Origin of the sequence: Spirulina sp. CCY15215 (genome assembly GCF_016888125.1) — a bacterium.
In the GTDB taxonomy this organism is placed as follows: Bacteria; Cyanobacteriota; Cyanobacteriia; order Cyanobacteriales; family Spirulinaceae; genus CCY15215.
In genome coordinates this window covers 1-16,462 of the sequence record NZ_JACSWA010000443.1, presented here as the reverse complement: position 1 = coordinate 16,462, position 16,462 = coordinate 1, and the positions used below count along the sequence as shown (strand labels likewise).

Here is a 16,462-nt window from a genome sequence, read left to right as displayed (position 1 = left end):
CCAACCCCCAATAAAAGCCATGTCTGCCTATCAAATCAAACCCTGGACACAAGTTGTCACCCCCCACGCCGATATTCGCAACGGAAACCTAGAAAATGCTCAGTTTGGTGCCAAACTCGGGCAAGTAGTGAGCCAAGACCCTCATTGTCCCTTGGTTTACCGCGATGCCAGGCAATTTTTCGCCGCCACCTACCTCACCACGGAACTGAAAAAATTGTTTACAACGGTACTGAAAGGATTGTGCGGACAGGGAGGCGATCGCGTTCTACAACTGCGGACCCCCTTTGGCGGTGGCAAAACCCACTCCTTGATCGGCCTCTATCACCTGATCGAACACCGCAACCAATTGGGAGATATCCCCGAATTGGCTCAACTTCCTCAGCCTGGGAAAGTGCAAGTGGGGGCATTCATCGGTCAAGATACGGAAGTCACCACCGGCGCAAACATTGACGGACAAACCTTACTCACTCCCTGGGGAGTTCTCGCTTGGCGGATGGGGGGGCGAGATGCTTACGAGATCGTGCGGGAGAATGATGAAAAACGAGTTGCCCCTGGTGGCGATACTTTGCGTCAGTTGATTGGCGATCGCCCTACCCTGTTCCTCCTCGATGAATTTCTCCTCTATATCGATAATGCCCTGGGGGTTCCGGTGGGGGAATCAACCCTAGGCCGTCAGGTTTTAGGGTTTGTGCAGAAACTCACCGAAGCCGTAAGCGGCTTACCCAATGCGGTGATGGTCTATTCCCTGCAATCGAGTGTCCAGGAAGCCCTCACCTATGAAGGCTTACTCGATACCCTCGATAAATTGGTCAGTCGTCTTGATGCTAAAAAAGAACCGGTGTCGGGGGATGAAGTTATGAAAGTGGTGCAGCGTCGCCTCTTTGAAACTGTAGGAGACCCAGATACTATTCGCGAAGTGGCTCAACAACAGGGGGATCTGTTTCGCAAATTCCAAAATACCTACGCCGAAACGGAACGCGATCGCAAAGAAATCGACCAACAGGCTCAAATTCTGGCAGAACGAATTGAGTTTAGTTACCCTTTCCATCCCGATCTCCTCGATTTGATGTATCTTCGGTGGGGAAGTTTGCCCAGTTATCAACGCACTCGAGGGGCATTACAATTTTTAGCGCGGGCGATCGCTATCCTCTGGGAACGCCAAGATAATGCTTGGCTCATTACCCCAGGGGATATTCCCATTGATGACCCCGATGTGAAAAGCATTTTCTACGCTCAAGTGGGGGAACGCAAAAACGCCTATGATGCCGTACTATCAGCAGATTTAACGGGTCGTACCGCCAAAGTGAAGCGCGTCAACCAACGTTTAGCCGACAATTCTCCCCATCTAGCCAGTTTAAACGTCGGTTCGCGCTTGGCCACCGCGATCTTGCTCTACTCCTTCGGGGCAAAACAGGGGGAAGATCGTGGGGTGGAGGCAGGGGAAGTGGCGGCTGCTTGTTTATCGCCTAGTTTGGATCGCACCACCTTAACAGCAACTTTAAGCGATCTGCGGGATGAATTACTGTACCTCCACTACGCAGGCCGCCGTTATCGCTTCGAGACTCAGCCCAACCTGAATAAGTTGATCGCCGATGAACTAAGTCGGGTCGATCGCCGTGAGGTTTTAGACTTAATTCGTCAACAGTTGGAACAAGGGATCCAGAAAAAGCCAGGACAAGGGCGTGTGGTCTTGTGGCCGCAAGATGCAGGTCGGATCGGCGATCGCCTGACAGAATTTACGGTGGCTTACCTCGATCCCGCTTGGGCAGAAAAAGACCAACAGATGGCGATCGATGCCGCGATGCTGTGGTTAGATACCAACAAACGGGAATACAAAAACGCCTTAGCTTTTGTCGTCCCCAATGCTCAACAGATGGAAACCTTGCGCCAAGAAGCCCGCACGGAGTTGGCGATCGCCAGTCTCCTCGAACAAGGAAAAAAATACAAATTTGTCCCAGACGATCTCGAAGAACTGAAGGACAAGCGGAAAGAAGCCCAAACCAAAATCGAAGCCGCGATCCGCCGCCTTTACGACTATATTCTCATTCCCATGCCCGCCCCGGCTGAGAATCCCCCCCTACGGATGGAATGCTTGGATCTGCAATCCCAACTCAACACCTCAGTATCCTGGCAACAGCGCATTACAGAAGCCCTCAAAGGTCATGTTTTTGATAGCGTTACCGTCAATCGCCTACTCCGACTCAACCAACTCGATCGAGCCGATGCCCAATATCTGCAAGGCAAAACCGTCATTAATGGTGCGTTTATCTATCCCAGCACAACCAAGTTTTGGACGGATGCACCGATTAAAAAGGCAATCTTGAAGGCGATCGCCTCGGGTCAATTGGGCTATACTCCCACCCTGGTCATTGCCAGCGATGGTACAGCTACCCTAGAGAACCCCAAACAGGTCTACATCAACCAGGAAATCCCTCCCGATGAATTCGATCCTGACGGCTATTTACTCACGCCCTCCCTGGTGGAACAACTTTTAGCACCTTTTCAGACTACTCCACCATCTACAGCAGAGACGGTAACAGAAAGCGATCGCGCAGATATGGATTATCTGGATCGAGTGCGACACGCTGGAGAATCAGAAGGGAAGACAAATTCCGTCGCAGATGAGAGTCAGCAATATAAAACCGAGAAGACTTCGGCCAGTACAATTGAGCGATCGGTTTTAACCAAAATTGTTGAGGGTAAGCAAATTGCTAAACATTATCAACTTTCATCTATCACGGATAAAGCGAAATTATTTGAACTATTTAGTGTCCTGCAACTTCTCTCGGATAAAGCCGATGAGATGATGGTAACAATCGAAGTTCGCGCCCACACCCAGGCTGAATTCGACCCCAACTGGATTCGCAATGCGATCGAGGAAGTCCTTGATGAGTCGGACATTTCCGCTACAACACGCCTTGAATAAAAAATCTTGTTTCCAGAAAACATCGGCTTTTTTCCACAATAGTTTTTTCCGTTCGGCGATCGCGATAGGATAGGAAAAATGCGATCGCACCTATTCCCTATTCCCGCTTCTAAAAACGATGCCAACTCCTAAAACTGTTAAACCCGTTAAAGATACCGTTACCACAATCGATCTCAAAGATCCCAAATATTACTTTAACCGAGAACTCAGTTGGCTGGAATTCAATTACCGCGTTCTACACGAAGGTTTAGACGATCGCACCCTACTGTTCGATCGCCTCAAATTTTTTGCTATTTTTTGTTCTAATCTCGATGAATTTTTCATGGTACGGGTAGCGGGATTAAAGAAACAAGAAGAGGCACAAGTTAATAAACTCAGCTTTGATGGTCGCACCCCCTCAGAACAATTACAAGAAATCCGCGATCGCCTCCATCCCCTCATGCAGCAACAGGATCGCACTTTTGAGCAGGTCTTAAGACCCGAACTCGCCCAAGAAGGAGTATATCTTCTCAATTATGTCGATCTCAATCAAGAACAGCGCAAGCATCTCCACAGTTTCTTTGAAGAACATATTTTTCCGGTTCTCACTCCCCTCGCTGTCGATCCCTCTCATCCCTTCCCCTATATCTCCAATCTCAGCCTTAATTTAGCGGTTTTGGTGAAAAATCCCGAAACCAAAGAAGAACTTTTTGCCCGCATTAAAGTCCCTTCTACTCTGCCTCGATTTGTTTCCTTTCCCAAAAACCTGCAACATTCCGGAGAAGTCCCCGCAGTCTGGACGGGAATTTCCATCGAACAGGCGATCGCCCATAATCTCGATGCCCTTTTTCCTGGCATGAATGTCCAAGAATGTTACCCCTTTCGCGTCACTCGTAATGCAGATTTATCCGTCGAAGAAGATGAAGCTGACGATCTCCTGCTGGCGATCGAACAGGAAGTTCGCAAGCGACGCATCGGCAAATCCGCAGTTCGTTTGGAAATTCAAGCCTCAATGCCGGAAAATGTCCGCAATCCTCTCATGCGAGGACTAGATTTAAGTGAAGATGAAGTCTATGGATTTACAGGATTATTGGGTTTAAATGACCTCTTTTTCTTTATGAAACTGCCTTTACCTCATTTAAAAGAACCAGACTGGACTCCGGTTATTCCCCCAAGACTGCGGCGAATGCTAGATGCAGCAGAAGCCAGTCGCAAATTAGAACAAGAAGATGGGGAAAGTTTCTTCGATTTATTATCTCAAAAAGACCTATTAGTTCATCATCCTTACGAGTCTTTCACGGCTTCAGTACAAGAGTTCATCACCCAAGCCGCCCACGATTCCAAAGTCTTAGCAATTAAATTAACTTTATATCGCACTTCCGGAGATTCTCCCATTATCACTTCTTTAATTGATGCTGCTGAGAATGGTAAACAAGTGGTTGCTTTGGTAGAGTTAAAAGCACGATTTGATGAAGAGAATAATATTCTTTGGGCGCGAAAATTAGAACAAGCTGGCGTTCATGTCGTCTATGGATTAGTCGGTTTAAAAACCCATACCAAAGTCACTTTAGTCGTCCGTCAGGAAGGAGCAAAAATTCGCCGCTACGTTCATATCGGAACAGGAAATTATAATCCGAAAACTGCCCGTTTTTATACAGATCTAGGCTTATTAAGCAGTCGGGAAGAACTCGGGGCGGATCTGACAGATTTGTTTAATTTCTTAACTGGATATTCGCGACAGCGTTCCTATCGAAAATTGTTAATTTCTCCCGTAAATTTACGCGATCGCATGGTAGAATTAATCGAACGAGAAATAGAAAATTGCCAAAATGAAGGAAGCGGACGCATTGTTGCGAAAATGAATTCATTAGTCGATGCGCGGATGATTGCTAAACTTTATGAAGCCTCTCAAGCAGGAGTAAAAATCGATCTGATTATCCGGGGAATTTGTTGTTTGCGTCCAGGAGTTGAGGGGGTCAGCGAAAATATTAAGGTTATAAGTATTGTTGGACAATTGTTAGAACATTCCCGTATTTACTATTTTTATAATCTGGGTAATGAAGAGGTGTATATTGGTAGTGCAGATTGGATGACTCGCAATTTAGATCGCCGGGTTGAGGCGATCGCCCCCATCGACGATCCTGACATTCGCAAAGACCTACAAGAAATTTTGGGGATTATGTTAGCAGATAATCGTCAAGCCTGGGAATTACAAACCGATGGCCGTTATCTCCAGCGCAAACCCCAGCCTAACGAACGCGATCGCAGCGCCCAGAAGACTTTAATGGAGATGTCTTTAAGTTCTTTAAATTAGTTGATTTTTACTCACTTTTTTGGGCGATCGCAATATCCTCGAAGTAATTGATTGTAACTGATCGCAAAATCATTCTTCCACATCTTCCAGTAAAATAGTATTGAGTAAATTCAACTCATTAGAAATCATAAAATAACGATTGTCAAAAACAGTATCGAGTTGAGATAAAACTGGACGACCAGCCACCGCAGCCCAAGGAAAACGCTTATATCGACGAATTGCAGGCAAGGCGATCCCTCGAGGAATGAGAGAACGAGAAAGGGACTGATGCCAGATTTGTGGCTCTTCTAGCTCTTGTTTTCTGCTATATTCATCCCCCTCTTTTGCTTCCTGTAAAAAATAAGGATAATCGAGAGGAAGCGCGATCGCAAGGGTTCGAGTATTCATATCTTGTAATGTTGAATATTCGCGCATTTCTTCGGTTTGTTCGAGGTTTAATAATTGATGGAGTTCTCCGGCAAAACGGCGCAATTTGTTGGGGATTTCTCGGGTCTGACTCACTCGATATAAAAGAGAAATAAGAAGGTTATGATTATTGTTACTATTTCTTGTACTCCCTTGAAAATTATACTGTTCTCGGATCGGGCGATCGCACCAATTTTCTAACCAAAAAGGCCCGATACAAGCGATATTTTCCGGGATAATTCCTGTTGTATCCTTGAGGTTAGGTAAGAGACGATTAGATGGGGAAGAAACACTTTTTGTCAAGTTTTCTAAGGTTTGATAATCGACATAAGTGGGGGTATTTTCTTTTGGAGGAAGACCGAGTAAATTCAAATCCCCAAATTGTTCTTCTACCAATTCCATCGCGTTTTTAACCATTCCTTTATGACTCTCGGAACGTTTGTCGCTCATAAAAACCCGCGCTTCTTTGAGGAATTCTTGGACATCTTTGGCAATTAAATTCAGTAATTCATCGCTTCCTACCCCTCCCACGGGAACAAAAGCGATCCGTTTTTGTTGCAGTCCTGCATCGCCTTTGATGCGCGTATAAATGGTCGATCGCAGCATTAACAACAACGTTAAAATATCGCTGGCCTGTCGCAACCATTGACGGCGATCGATTTCTTCCTCTCGATCTTCGACAATAAAGAAATCGTGAATAAAAAAGACCAAGCGACGCGATCGCGCATCCCCAAATTTTTTCTCTAGTGTTACGGGGTCTGTATATTCCCCTCGTCCCCGATAAATTAATTGCGCGATTTCCATCAGAGAAGATTCAATATTAAAGCGAGGAAAAGAAGCAATAATCCAATCTGCTAAAGGAAAAGAAATCCCTCTCGATCCCGAAGAAGTCATCAGAAACAAGCGAATTTCATCGCGTCTCGGTTCGCTAATTAATTCCTGTTTTTTCGCTGCGGGAACGCTTTGATCGAGAACTGCAACGCGATCGGCATGAAATAGTTTTTCATCACCTTCTGTTAATTTAGTTTGCAATTCTCGCAAAAAGGCTTTATCTTGAGCAAAAAAGATAATTTGTCCGGCTTTATTATTAACCGCACGTTTAATTTCTCGATAAGAATTCTCTAAGGATAAATCCTCAGATTGTTCTCGAATTGCTCTCGCGATCGATTGTTTATTTCCGTCGCTATTCAGTGCAGGAGAAATCGAAGAAAGACGAATGCGATAATCAATTTTTAACTCTGTTGCGGGATAACTATTTGTCATAACGTGCAGCGTCGGATAAGTTCGATTTCCTAACTTTAAATAAGACCCCGTAACGCGAAAAGGAGATTCTCCTCGACTGCGACTAATCAGCACTTTATCGGGAACGCGATCGCGAGATTGAGTCCCAGAATTAATAAAGTTATCCAACACAATTTCATTGCTCAAAGACGCATCAGCGAGAACCAAAACCACGCGAAAAGGAGAGGTTTTCCTCTCAAATGGATCGATAAATTGTTGCTGTAAAAAGTTAGCAATTTCGCGAACAAATAAGGCTCCTGCACTATCCCCTGCAATTTCATCAACCATGACGATAATAGTGGAAATGCGGCGCGAAAAGTCTTGACGTTCTTTAATTCCGGGTTTCTTATCAACTGAATTCTTAAATAATTCTCCTAATGCTTTAATTGTTGTTTTTTGGTCTAACTTGCGATAACCTTGAGTCGCGGCAGTAATGACAACGCGATCGCATTTTGGATTAGCTTCTAATGACAAACGAGCCGATCTCGCCAATGTTCTTAAAACCCCCGGATTTCTTTTAGTTTCCATCAAATATTCTCGTTCATTTGCCGATTTTTTCCAGCGACGAGGATCGATAATATTCTCATTAATCTCTCGCTCTTCTTCCGGGGTTACAAAAAGAATATTACTTTCGGGATCTTTAAAATCTTTTAATCCATCAACAACCGCCATTGTATCAACCGATCGCTTGCTTTTTTTATTTTTAGATTGGTAATATTTTTTCGCCAAGCCGATTAATTTTGCACTGCTAGTTAGAGTTAGAATTCCCGTACATTCTCCCTCTTCACGAGCCAATTTTTGCGTCACATCGCGATTAATTGCCACTCGAGGACTTGCATAGAGAAATAAGAATCCTTCCGTTTGTTTTTTCAGATAAGAAACTACCGCCGTTGTTTTGCCAATTCCTGGATTTCCTTCCAACGCGATCGCATTCACACATCCCTTTTTTGCTGCATTTAATCCTGCTTCAATAGTTGCTGCATGAACCGATCGCAACGGCAGAGAATCTTGCTGTAAAAACCTATTGATATACTCACGCGGAGAAGTATCGAAAAACTCTGTGAGTGCCTCTGTCTCCTCAATAGATTGGATAATTGTAGTGCGATCGAGAGACTGCATCGGTTGAAAATAGTCCTCGACTGTTTCATGACAATCAAAATCGATGTTATGGGTTAAACTGGGTTTATTTAGTAACGGTTTGACTTGTTCTTTAAATGCTTTGGGAAGGGAAATTAAAAGTTTTTTAAAGGCTAATTTAATCTCGCGATCGAGTTCTGTGGGATCGTCATCTCCAAGGGTTTTCATCTCTCGATAGGCTGCACCTAGCGATCGCAGTAATTGAATACGAGAATCAGACTCGGAAGCATTCCCCGTAAAATGCACCGCCAAACTTTCCAACCCATTAGAAGTAATCGCCATTGCTCTCGCTTCACAGGGGTTTTGCAAGCGTTTTTGGCTGTATAATATAGTGAGTAAGCGATCGGTATAAGAAGAAGACTGGCAGAGTTTATAAAGGGGTTTATCTCGGCTACTAAAGGCAATTAAATGATTTTTTAATCTCTTACTAAAATCGAGATTATCGTCCTTTACCTCCGCACAAATTCGCGAGAAACTCCCGCGAGAGTCCAAATAGCGAGCATAGCGTGCAATCTCTTCACAATGAGATATTTCCCGGCTAAAATCTTTAAATTCTCGCAACCCATTATAAGAAAATTCAAAACATAAAATATAGTCATCTTTACGCCTTTTCGTTTCTGAATATCTAGGCGATAACCACAACAAAAAATCTGCCCTTGCGGGATAACCTTTATTCACAATAGAAGGCTCGATCGTTGGAAGTTTAAATGCTTCACAAAAAGCAAGTATTGTTTTTTGTCGCTCAATATTTTGAGGATCTTCTGCAAACCTCGGATCGTCAACTCCGGGTAAAGTTAAAGGACACCAAATCGCCTCTAATTTCATTTTTTTAGCAGGTTTAAAATTAAACTGATGCTTGAAACATTCTCGTAAGGTACTCCACCCCAAACCATAGCCAAAAATGAGCAGATAACGAACATAATCTTGAATCCATTGTTTAGAATTCTCATCCGTCACTTGTAAAACGAGAAATAGTTGTTTAATTAACTGATTGATTTTTGTTTCTTTCCAGTCTGAAAATTGAGGATGTTCTCGATCTAAGAGTTGAGAATGAATTAAATACGCTAAAATCCCCCGTTGTACGGAAATTTCAAAGACTCTTCCCCACACTGAAGTATTATTTAAACCATTATTTTGCATTGCTAACCTCCAATATTCAAAACACTAGAAACATGAGTTAATATCGCACGATAACTCAATAAAACTTTTCCTTTTCTTCGCGAGTGCATAATGTGAACCTCTCCCGCAGCTTCTACCGTATTGGGAGAAATCCAACCAAAGGGATCGAGAACTGGGAGATATTGTTGCTTTTGAATCCCTTTTTCTGCTTCAATAAAATGTAGCCCTCGTAGTACACTCAAAAGACAGGGATGAATGGTAGAATTCCCTTCGGGGTTGATGAGATGTTGGCGCGATCGCTCTGTTTGGTTAATATTTCCAGTGCTGCGATCGGAGACTAAAAAATAGATACAAAAACCCGACTGAGGACGTTGTTCATGTTTGGGTTCGATCGCGTGTAAGGTTGCAAAGGTATAAATGGGAATAATATCTCGCTGGTGACTCTCTGCAAATGTCTTGGAAAAATCACCATGATCGCTGGCGCGTAAAATCTCAAATGCAGCTTCTTTGTCCTCTCTTTTATGCAGGCGTGTGGCGGGAAAAACATCCCGCAAGAGGGTATAAAGAGTTAAGTCGGGAAAAGTTTGAAATAATTCTTGTAGAAATTCCTTCGTGATGAGAGGTGTATTGTCTTCCACTACTTTATTAATGCGACGACTTTTATAAGAATGAGACAATAAAATAATATGTTCGCAACCTTGTTTTTGTAGATATGCGACTTCTTCTCCCACGAGTCTTTGATTTTTCAGTTTCTCATCCGAAACAATATCAGATTGCATTCTTTCTGCTTTTAATTCATAGCCAATAAAAGGTTTATCAACTGCATTTGCAACATAACTTTGGCTGAGAAAGAGATGATTTTTCTTCGTTTCATGGGGACTTTCATCGCAAGGACGTGCAATATAAGAGATTAACCCAATTTTCGGGACTGCTGGTTTTTCTGGAGTGGAAATAACCAAAGGAAATGCACTCAATAACGCATTGAATGTCCCTTTTCTGACATAACTAGAATTATTACCTTGGGAATTCTCTAAAACCATTCCCTGCATCCTCACGGGAAGTTCTCGTGCTAATATAGCTTCGATCGCCTGTGCTGCTGCATAAACATATCCCTCTCCACTGCGATCGTCGGTTTCTCGACTATCTTGAAAGCGCAACATTAAAGCTGTTAATGCAGAATCATCATCGCGATCGCGTTCTTTGATTTGCTTGATAATACTCCAAAGACAACAGTAAATCAAAATCGGAAAAGCAGTAACCGCAACTGCATGAATTTGTTTAGCTTCTTCATTTTTCTGGTTGTTGGAGTGATTCTCATTTCTTTTTAATGTCCTCGTTTCATATTCAATTTGAATTGTTGATGAAGCAGTCCATCCTGTTTCTTGTTTGACAGACTGAGAAGGTTGATATTTTTTGTTTGGATCTTTCTCTGTTGCCGTTTTTTCATATTTGTAAGGAATCCAAAGAATTTGTAGTAATTTTGACGATAGTTGACGCTGTAATTTTATTGTTGTTTTTTCCTCTTTGGCTGCTAAGTTTCGTTCTGATAGCTCAATGTTTACTTTAATTGAAAACAACAAATTAGGAACATTTGGGCTAGTATCGACTTCAATTTCTTGAAACCATTCTTTTTCTTTTTGTAACAAATCTTTGGAGCCGATTTCTGCACCGCGCAAGCGATCTAAATTGAGAATACCTCGTTTTACGCAAATATATTGTTGAGACGTTGTTTTGCGAACTCGAGAAATAATTTTATTGCCTTTATTCCGAATCACATCAATCAAAGCAGTAGAAATTTGCTTCATTGAACCCGATCCCTCTTTGCGTAACTTGTCGATCGAGCTTTTGATAATATTATCATTTTCCTCAATACGCTTTTTAATCGTCTTCATTTCCTGCAAAATGTCCTCTTTATTTAATGGAGTTTTAAAATCGCTAGGAACAATAACTGTAAGAAAAATCAACTCTACCAAACAGCGATTAATTCGCAAAGGAGACATGAAAGCGCGATCTTTTTCATCAGAACAAAGATGTTGTTCGATATTGTCCAAATGTGCCTCAAAAGCAGGTTTTTTGAATTCTGGATTTTGCCCATTAATGCGAAAACGATAGGTCACATCGCGAACAATTTCACTGTTCAAGGTTTCCTCTTCAAAAATTTGTGCATTCCATTCCGGCCAAACTGCGAGACTCCAAAAAAAGGAACTATTATTCACATATTTTAAAAAGTTAATGTCTGCTTTATCCCCATAGATAGCCGTGAGATCGAGACTAAAACCATTCTCATTCACCAGTTCGATAAAATAGTTAATGCGGCTAATATATTCCCCTAAAAGTTTTTCATTGATCGTCGAATTGTTGGCGATCGCTTGCCCGATCGCGTCCATAATTTGGCGGCTGACTTGCGCCCGCACTCTGGACATGGCTTCATCATTGAGAAAGTTGAGAAAGCTGTTAATTTCACTATCAGAACTGCGATATTCTGCCTCTAAACTCGCGATCGCATCCTCAATTTCATCCTCATCCCAACCCAATTGATTTTTCGTATAATCCTCGATCGCAGCGCACATTTTCAGAAAATAATCTCCCGCTTCAATAGTTTCTCGGGCGGAAATCAATTTAGCCACTTTCTTTGCTTTTTGTTTCTGATCTGGTAAATCTTCCTCAAACAGCAAAGCAGATAAATTAGATTCTCCCGATACCGCATTCAACGAAGTTTTAACCTTACTGGCAATTCTTTTTAGTTCTTGGTTTGCATCCTGACAAACTAAATCCGTTAGAGAAACTTCATCTGGTAAAGCTGCCTCAAGTTCTTCTGTAATTGCTTGTTTTAAATTTGCGATCGCACGGGGAAGTTTTTCTTTATTTCCCTCAGTTAATTGTCCTCCCAAACGGCTGCGAAATTTATATCGAGGTGGATTAAAATTCTGTATGAATTCCCGCCCGGGTTCTAACTTAAAGGTATGTTCGCGGTTTAATAAAGTAAAGAGCCGTAACAGTACCCCAGAAGTACAAATCCGCAAGCGTTTCTTCCCAGCATTGTAGCTAAAAAGAGAGCGGTTTTTGGGATTCTTCGCATCGGGAGAATTATTGTCATCGGCGATCGCTTTAGCCAGTAAAGTAACGAGGGGAGCTAAATCGATCGATGCTTGTCGGGGCAATGCCGTTAAATCGGCACCGCGATCGCTGGCGGGCATAATTGGTAGTCTCCTAATTTATCTGTACTTTGACAGCTTCACTCTCGAAAATTGACTAAATCATCGAGAATGGAATGCAAAAGTATTATAGCAAAATTTAGAGACAAAGACAAAATAGGTTAATATTTTTTAACCGAGAAATGAACGATCTGATTGAAGCCCCTTGCTAAATACAGAAAGACTCCCTCGCAAAGAACGATTAACACCCCAAACGGATGTTAAAACCCAACATCAGGGAAGACAGCAAATTATTCGCTTGACTTCTCATGCAACTCTTGTGCGATCGCCAACCCATCCTATCGCCAGACGACAAAATTATGGCGGTTGGCGCTTATCTCTCTTCCTTCCCATTGCCGCCATTCTCGTCGCAGCAGGGTCAGGAATTGGGGCTTTGTGGCTCATGCAGCGCTTACCTTGGCAAAACTGCCAAACCCTCGCGCCAATGGCTGCCGATAGCGAGAGACTATACTGCGCCCAATTAGCGGCACAGTCGGGAGAAGAAACAGATTTAATCAACGCGATCGCCCTCGTTGAATCTTGGGATAGCGATCGCCCCTTCTATTTGAATGCGCGAAAATCTTTGGATCTTTGGTCGCAACAGCTTTGGCAGCAAGCCCAAGACCAAATGAATGCTGGCAATTTACCCGAAGCAGTGCGTATTGCTGGTCTCGTTTCTCCTCGTAGTTCCGACTATACCCTTGTTCAAGAGGCGATCGCCCAGTGGCAGGAGGAATGGCAAAAAGGAGAAGAAATAACCCAAGCATTCGATCTCGCCCTTAAAGACCAAGATTGGCCGCAAGCCCTCACTATTGCCCATCAATTCTCCAGCTTTGAGAGTGACTATTGGCGCATTGAGCGAGGAGAAGCCTTGCTGCTACGTCTTGCCCGAGGGCGATCGCAAAGTCAAGAAAGAAAAATAATCCCAGAAGAGACTGAAAATAGACCAGAAAAGGCAGAAAACGAAGCGATCTTCATCCCGCCCTTTTCCCCAACACCTTAAAGTTTTGCGCCACATTCAGGACAGAACTTATTGGTCGTGGTATTTTTGGCATCGCAACTGCTGCAATAGATCGAGCCGATCGCCGCATCAACTTGACTTTTTTTCGGTAGTCCCAACATTTGTGAGTTGCTTTTACCGGGGGCGATCATGGGATAGCAATTTTCATCTTTAGTGACTCGGGCATCCACTAAAACCGGACCATCGTGAGCCAACATTGCCGCGATCGCCCCTTTCAATTCGCTGCGATCGCTAATAAGAATTCCCTTCACCCCAAAAGCCTCAGCCAACTTGACAAAATCCGGCATTCCCACCTCCATATTCGAGGAAGAATAACGCTCGCCAAAAAAAGTTTGTTGCCATTGACGCACCATTCCCTGCCAGCCATTATTAATAATCACCGTTTTGGCCGCAATTCCATATTGCGCGAGGGTCGCCAATTCTTGTAGATTCATTTGGAAACTGGCATCACCGCTAATACAAATCACTTCCTCATCGGGAAGCGCCACCTTAACCCCCAAAGCGGCGGGCATACCATAACCCATTGTCCCCAGACCCGCACTAGAAATCCAACGCCGGGGACCGTAATTAATAAACTGCGCCGCCCACATTTGATGCTGTCCCACATCCGTCGTGTAATAAGCATTGGGAGCCTGTTGACCAATTTCGACAATCACCTCTTGAGGGGCAAGACTATCAGCATGGTGGGGAACCACGAGAGGGTATTCCTTGCGCCAACGGGCAATCCTTTCTAACCATGCCTTAGTTCTCTCGGTGTCTGTCTCAAGTCCCAATTCTGCAATGCGATCGAGCATTTGCGTTAACACTACCCTCACATCCCCCACAATGGGAACCTCTGGGGTGCGGTTTTTACTCACTTCTGCCGGATCGATGTCAATGTGAATGACCTTTGCTTTCGAGGCAAATTCATCCAGTTTCCCCGTCACGCGATCGTCAAATCTCGACCCGATCGCAATTAATAAATCGCATTCACTCACGGCAAAATTAGCATACGCCGTCCCGTGCATCCCTAACATCCCCACAGCAAGGGCATGATTCTCATCGAATGCCCCCAAACCCATTAAAGTTGTAGTAACCGGAATGCGAAAATGTTCCGCCAGTTGCAGTAATTGTCGATGCGCCCCCGAGGCGATCGCCCCTCCCCCCACGTACATAAGGGGACGTTCTGACTTTTGGAGCAATTTTAAAGCCGCATTAATTTGCCGAGGGTTGCCCTTCACCGTCGGACGAAATCCCGCCAATTTCACTGCCCCCGGTTTGACCGGAATATAGTCGAATTCCTCTAAACCCACATCTTTCGGGACATCAATGAGAACGGGACCCGGACGACCGGAACTAGCAATATGAAAGGCTTCTGCCACGATTCGCGCCATATCTTCCGGATGGCGGACAACATAAGAATTTTTGACGATGGGTAGAGTAATGCCCCAAATATCGATTTCTTGGAAGGCATCAGAACCGATCGCCCCTCTACCCACCTGTCCCGTTACGGCCACCATCGGAATAGAATCGAGATGCGCCGTGGCAATTCCCGTCACTAAATTGGTTGCACCGGGGCCGGAAGTGGCAAAACAGACTCCAACTTGCCCCGTCGCACGGGCGTAACCATCCGCAGCATGAGACGCGCCCTGTTCGTGTCTAACTAAAATATGTTGCAAGTCGCCTCTGGCTTCAGCGCGATACAATTCATCGTAAATGGGCAGAATTGCCCCCCCTGGATAGCCAAAAATATGCTTGACTCCGTGACGAACGAGACTATCAATTAAGGCATAAGCTCCCGTGCGCCTTACAGGAGTCTGGATTGATTGGGTTGTTGGGGATATGCTTGAAGAAATCACAATTTTTTGTAACTGACTAAACTTTTTCTGTTTACTTTTGCGTGTTAGCCTCGGAGGGCTACTCTTTAAGACTACATTTTCTAGAAAAAAATATAAACATCCATCGTATTATAAATTTTTGTAAAAGTCAAGATTTTCTAACAGGTGGACGGGTAACGGCTAGGTAGTGACTGCATAACTGTTCCCTTTGTGGGATAAGATGAGGAGCAGACACACAAAAATTAAAAAATCTCTATTTTTTCTGTTTTAGAGCATTGCTGAGGAGGACTTGATGAAAAACGTGATTCGTGTCTTAGCGATCGCCTTACTAGCGGTCACTTGTTTGGTTTTTGGGGGACGACAAGAAACCCTAGCTATGTCTTTGCCTGCATTTTATGTGCCAACGGCGATCAATTCTCCAGTACTAGCAGAACTTCGTAATGAAGCTGACGATTTTCTGCAAACTGATTTTGGTCAAAAAATCGATTTGAATAATACAAACGTCCGAGGATTTCGCCAGTTAAAGGGATTCTATCCGACTCTAGCAAGCAAAATCGTCGGCAATGCCCCTTATGAATCGGTAGAGGCGGTTCTCGATATACCAGGACTGTCAGAAAGTCAAAAGGAACGCTTAGAGGCAAATTTAGACCAATTCACCGTTGGCGAACTTACGAATGTCTTTACCCAAGGAGACGATCGCCTAAACAATGGAATTTATGATTGATTAATCATTATTTTCTGTTAACACCTGTTCTATTTCATAACCCACTTTTCTCTAAGGTGGGTTCTTTGAGTTTATTGCTATTTTCTAAAATTAATGGAGTTAATATAATGAATAAAGTTAATATAGGTTAATATTTAGCGAACTCAGCGAGTTCCCGATCCTCTGGTGCCATCAGGATTACCATTATCTTCGGGATCGAATTTCTTATTATTACCGAAGGACCGATCGGGTTTTGCCGTTTTTGCAGGATCAACCCGTTCTAGAGAGCTTGATGAGGAGGCAATCCTATGGGGGTGAACCGTTCCTTTCCTTTGAGCAACAGCCTCAGACCCACCAAAAAGCAGGAGTTGCAGGCTAACTCCAATTGCTATGCCAATTCTCACTGTGCCTGCGAGATAAAGAGAAGTCTTCATCAGAAAAATGGGTAGAAACCCCGTCCTTATAGGAGGGCTTTATATTAGTTTCGCTACCGCCTTGGAGTTGTTTAATTAGGGTGCTTTTGTATTGCACTTTTAACAGGACAATTACTGTATCTAATTAAACAA

General features: G+C 43.7%; 8 protein-coding genes. 4 read left to right on the top strand and 4 right to left on the bottom strand.

Annotated features, from left to right (window positions below):
• Positions 1-19: 19 nt before the first annotated feature.
• Positions 20-2,926, top strand: a complete 2,907-nt coding sequence (locus tag JUI58_RS13555; protein WP_204104332.1) for a DUF499 domain-containing protein — start codon at positions 20-22, stop codon at positions 2,924-2,926.
• 118 nt (positions 2,927-3,044) lie between these two features.
• On the top strand, positions 3,045-5,219 hold the full coding sequence (gene ppk1, locus JUI58_RS13550) for a polyphosphate kinase 1 (protein WP_204104331.1): 2,175 nt from the start codon (positions 3,045-3,047) through the stop codon (positions 5,217-5,219).
• Positions 5,220-5,288: 69 nt separating this feature from the next.
• On the opposite strand, the gene JUI58_RS13545 is transcribed toward ppk1, so the two are convergent.
• Positions 5,289-9,182: a helicase-related protein gene (locus JUI58_RS13545; protein WP_204104330.1), complete on the bottom strand. Its 3,894-nt coding sequence runs from the start codon at positions 9,180-9,182 to the stop codon at positions 5,289-5,291.
• 2 nt (positions 9,183-9,184) lie between these two features.
• Positions 9,185-12,358, bottom strand: a complete 3,174-nt coding sequence (locus JUI58_RS13540; protein ID WP_204104329.1) for a hypothetical protein — start codon at positions 12,356-12,358, stop codon at positions 9,185-9,187.
• 163 nt (positions 12,359-12,521) lie between these two features.
• Here JUI58_RS13540 and JUI58_RS13535 point away from each other — a divergent pair, with 163 nt between their 5' ends.
• Positions 12,522-13,358: a hypothetical protein gene (locus tag JUI58_RS13535; RefSeq protein ID WP_204104328.1), complete on the top strand. Its 837-nt coding sequence runs from the start codon at positions 12,522-12,524 to the stop codon at positions 13,356-13,358.
• Here the strand turns inward: JUI58_RS13535 and ilvB are convergent.
• Positions 13,355-15,214: a biosynthetic-type acetolactate synthase large subunit gene (gene ilvB, locus JUI58_RS13530; protein ID WP_204104327.1), complete on the bottom strand. Its 1,860-nt coding sequence runs from the start codon at positions 15,212-15,214 to the stop codon at positions 13,355-13,357. The two genes, JUI58_RS13535 and ilvB, sit on opposite strands and share 4 nt — an antisense overlap.
• Before the next feature lie 271 nt (positions 15,215-15,485).
• On the opposite strand from ilvB, the gene psbU reads away from it, so the two are divergent.
• On the top strand, positions 15,486-15,917 hold the full coding sequence (gene psbU / locus JUI58_RS13525) for a photosystem II complex extrinsic protein PsbU (protein WP_204104326.1): 432 nt from the start codon (positions 15,486-15,488) through the stop codon (positions 15,915-15,917).
• Positions 15,918-16,060: 143 nt separating this feature from the next.
• Here the strand turns inward: psbU and JUI58_RS13520 are convergent, their stop codons facing one another.
• Complete coding sequence (locus JUI58_RS13520) at positions 16,061-16,330, bottom strand: hypothetical protein (RefSeq protein WP_204104325.1); 270 nt, start codon at positions 16,328-16,330, stop codon at positions 16,061-16,063.
• Positions 16,331-16,462: the final 132 nt, after the last annotated feature.

Bases quoted from the DNA above. Each gene is read 5' to 3' on its own strand.
- JUI58_RS13540 (WP_204104329.1), bottom strand. From the start codon at position 12,358: ATGCCCGCCAGCGATCGCGGTGCCGATTTAACGGCATTGCCCCGACAA.
- psbU (WP_204104326.1), top strand. From the start codon at position 15,486: ATGAAAAACGTGATTCGTGTCTTAGCGATCGCCTTACTAGCGGTCACT.
- JUI58_RS13545 (WP_204104330.1), bottom strand. From the start codon at position 9,182: ATGCAAAATAATGGTTTAAATAATACTTCAGTGTGGGGAAGAGTCTTT.
- JUI58_RS13555 (WP_204104332.1), top strand. From the start codon at position 20: ATGTCTGCCTATCAAATCAAACCCTGGACACAAGTTGTCACCCCCCAC.
- ppk1 (WP_204104331.1), top strand. From the start codon at position 3,045: ATGCCAACTCCTAAAACTGTTAAACCCGTTAAAGATACCGTTACCACA.
- JUI58_RS13520 (WP_204104325.1), bottom strand. From the start codon at position 16,330: ATGAAGACTTCTCTTTATCTCGCAGGCACAGTGAGAATTGGCATAGCA.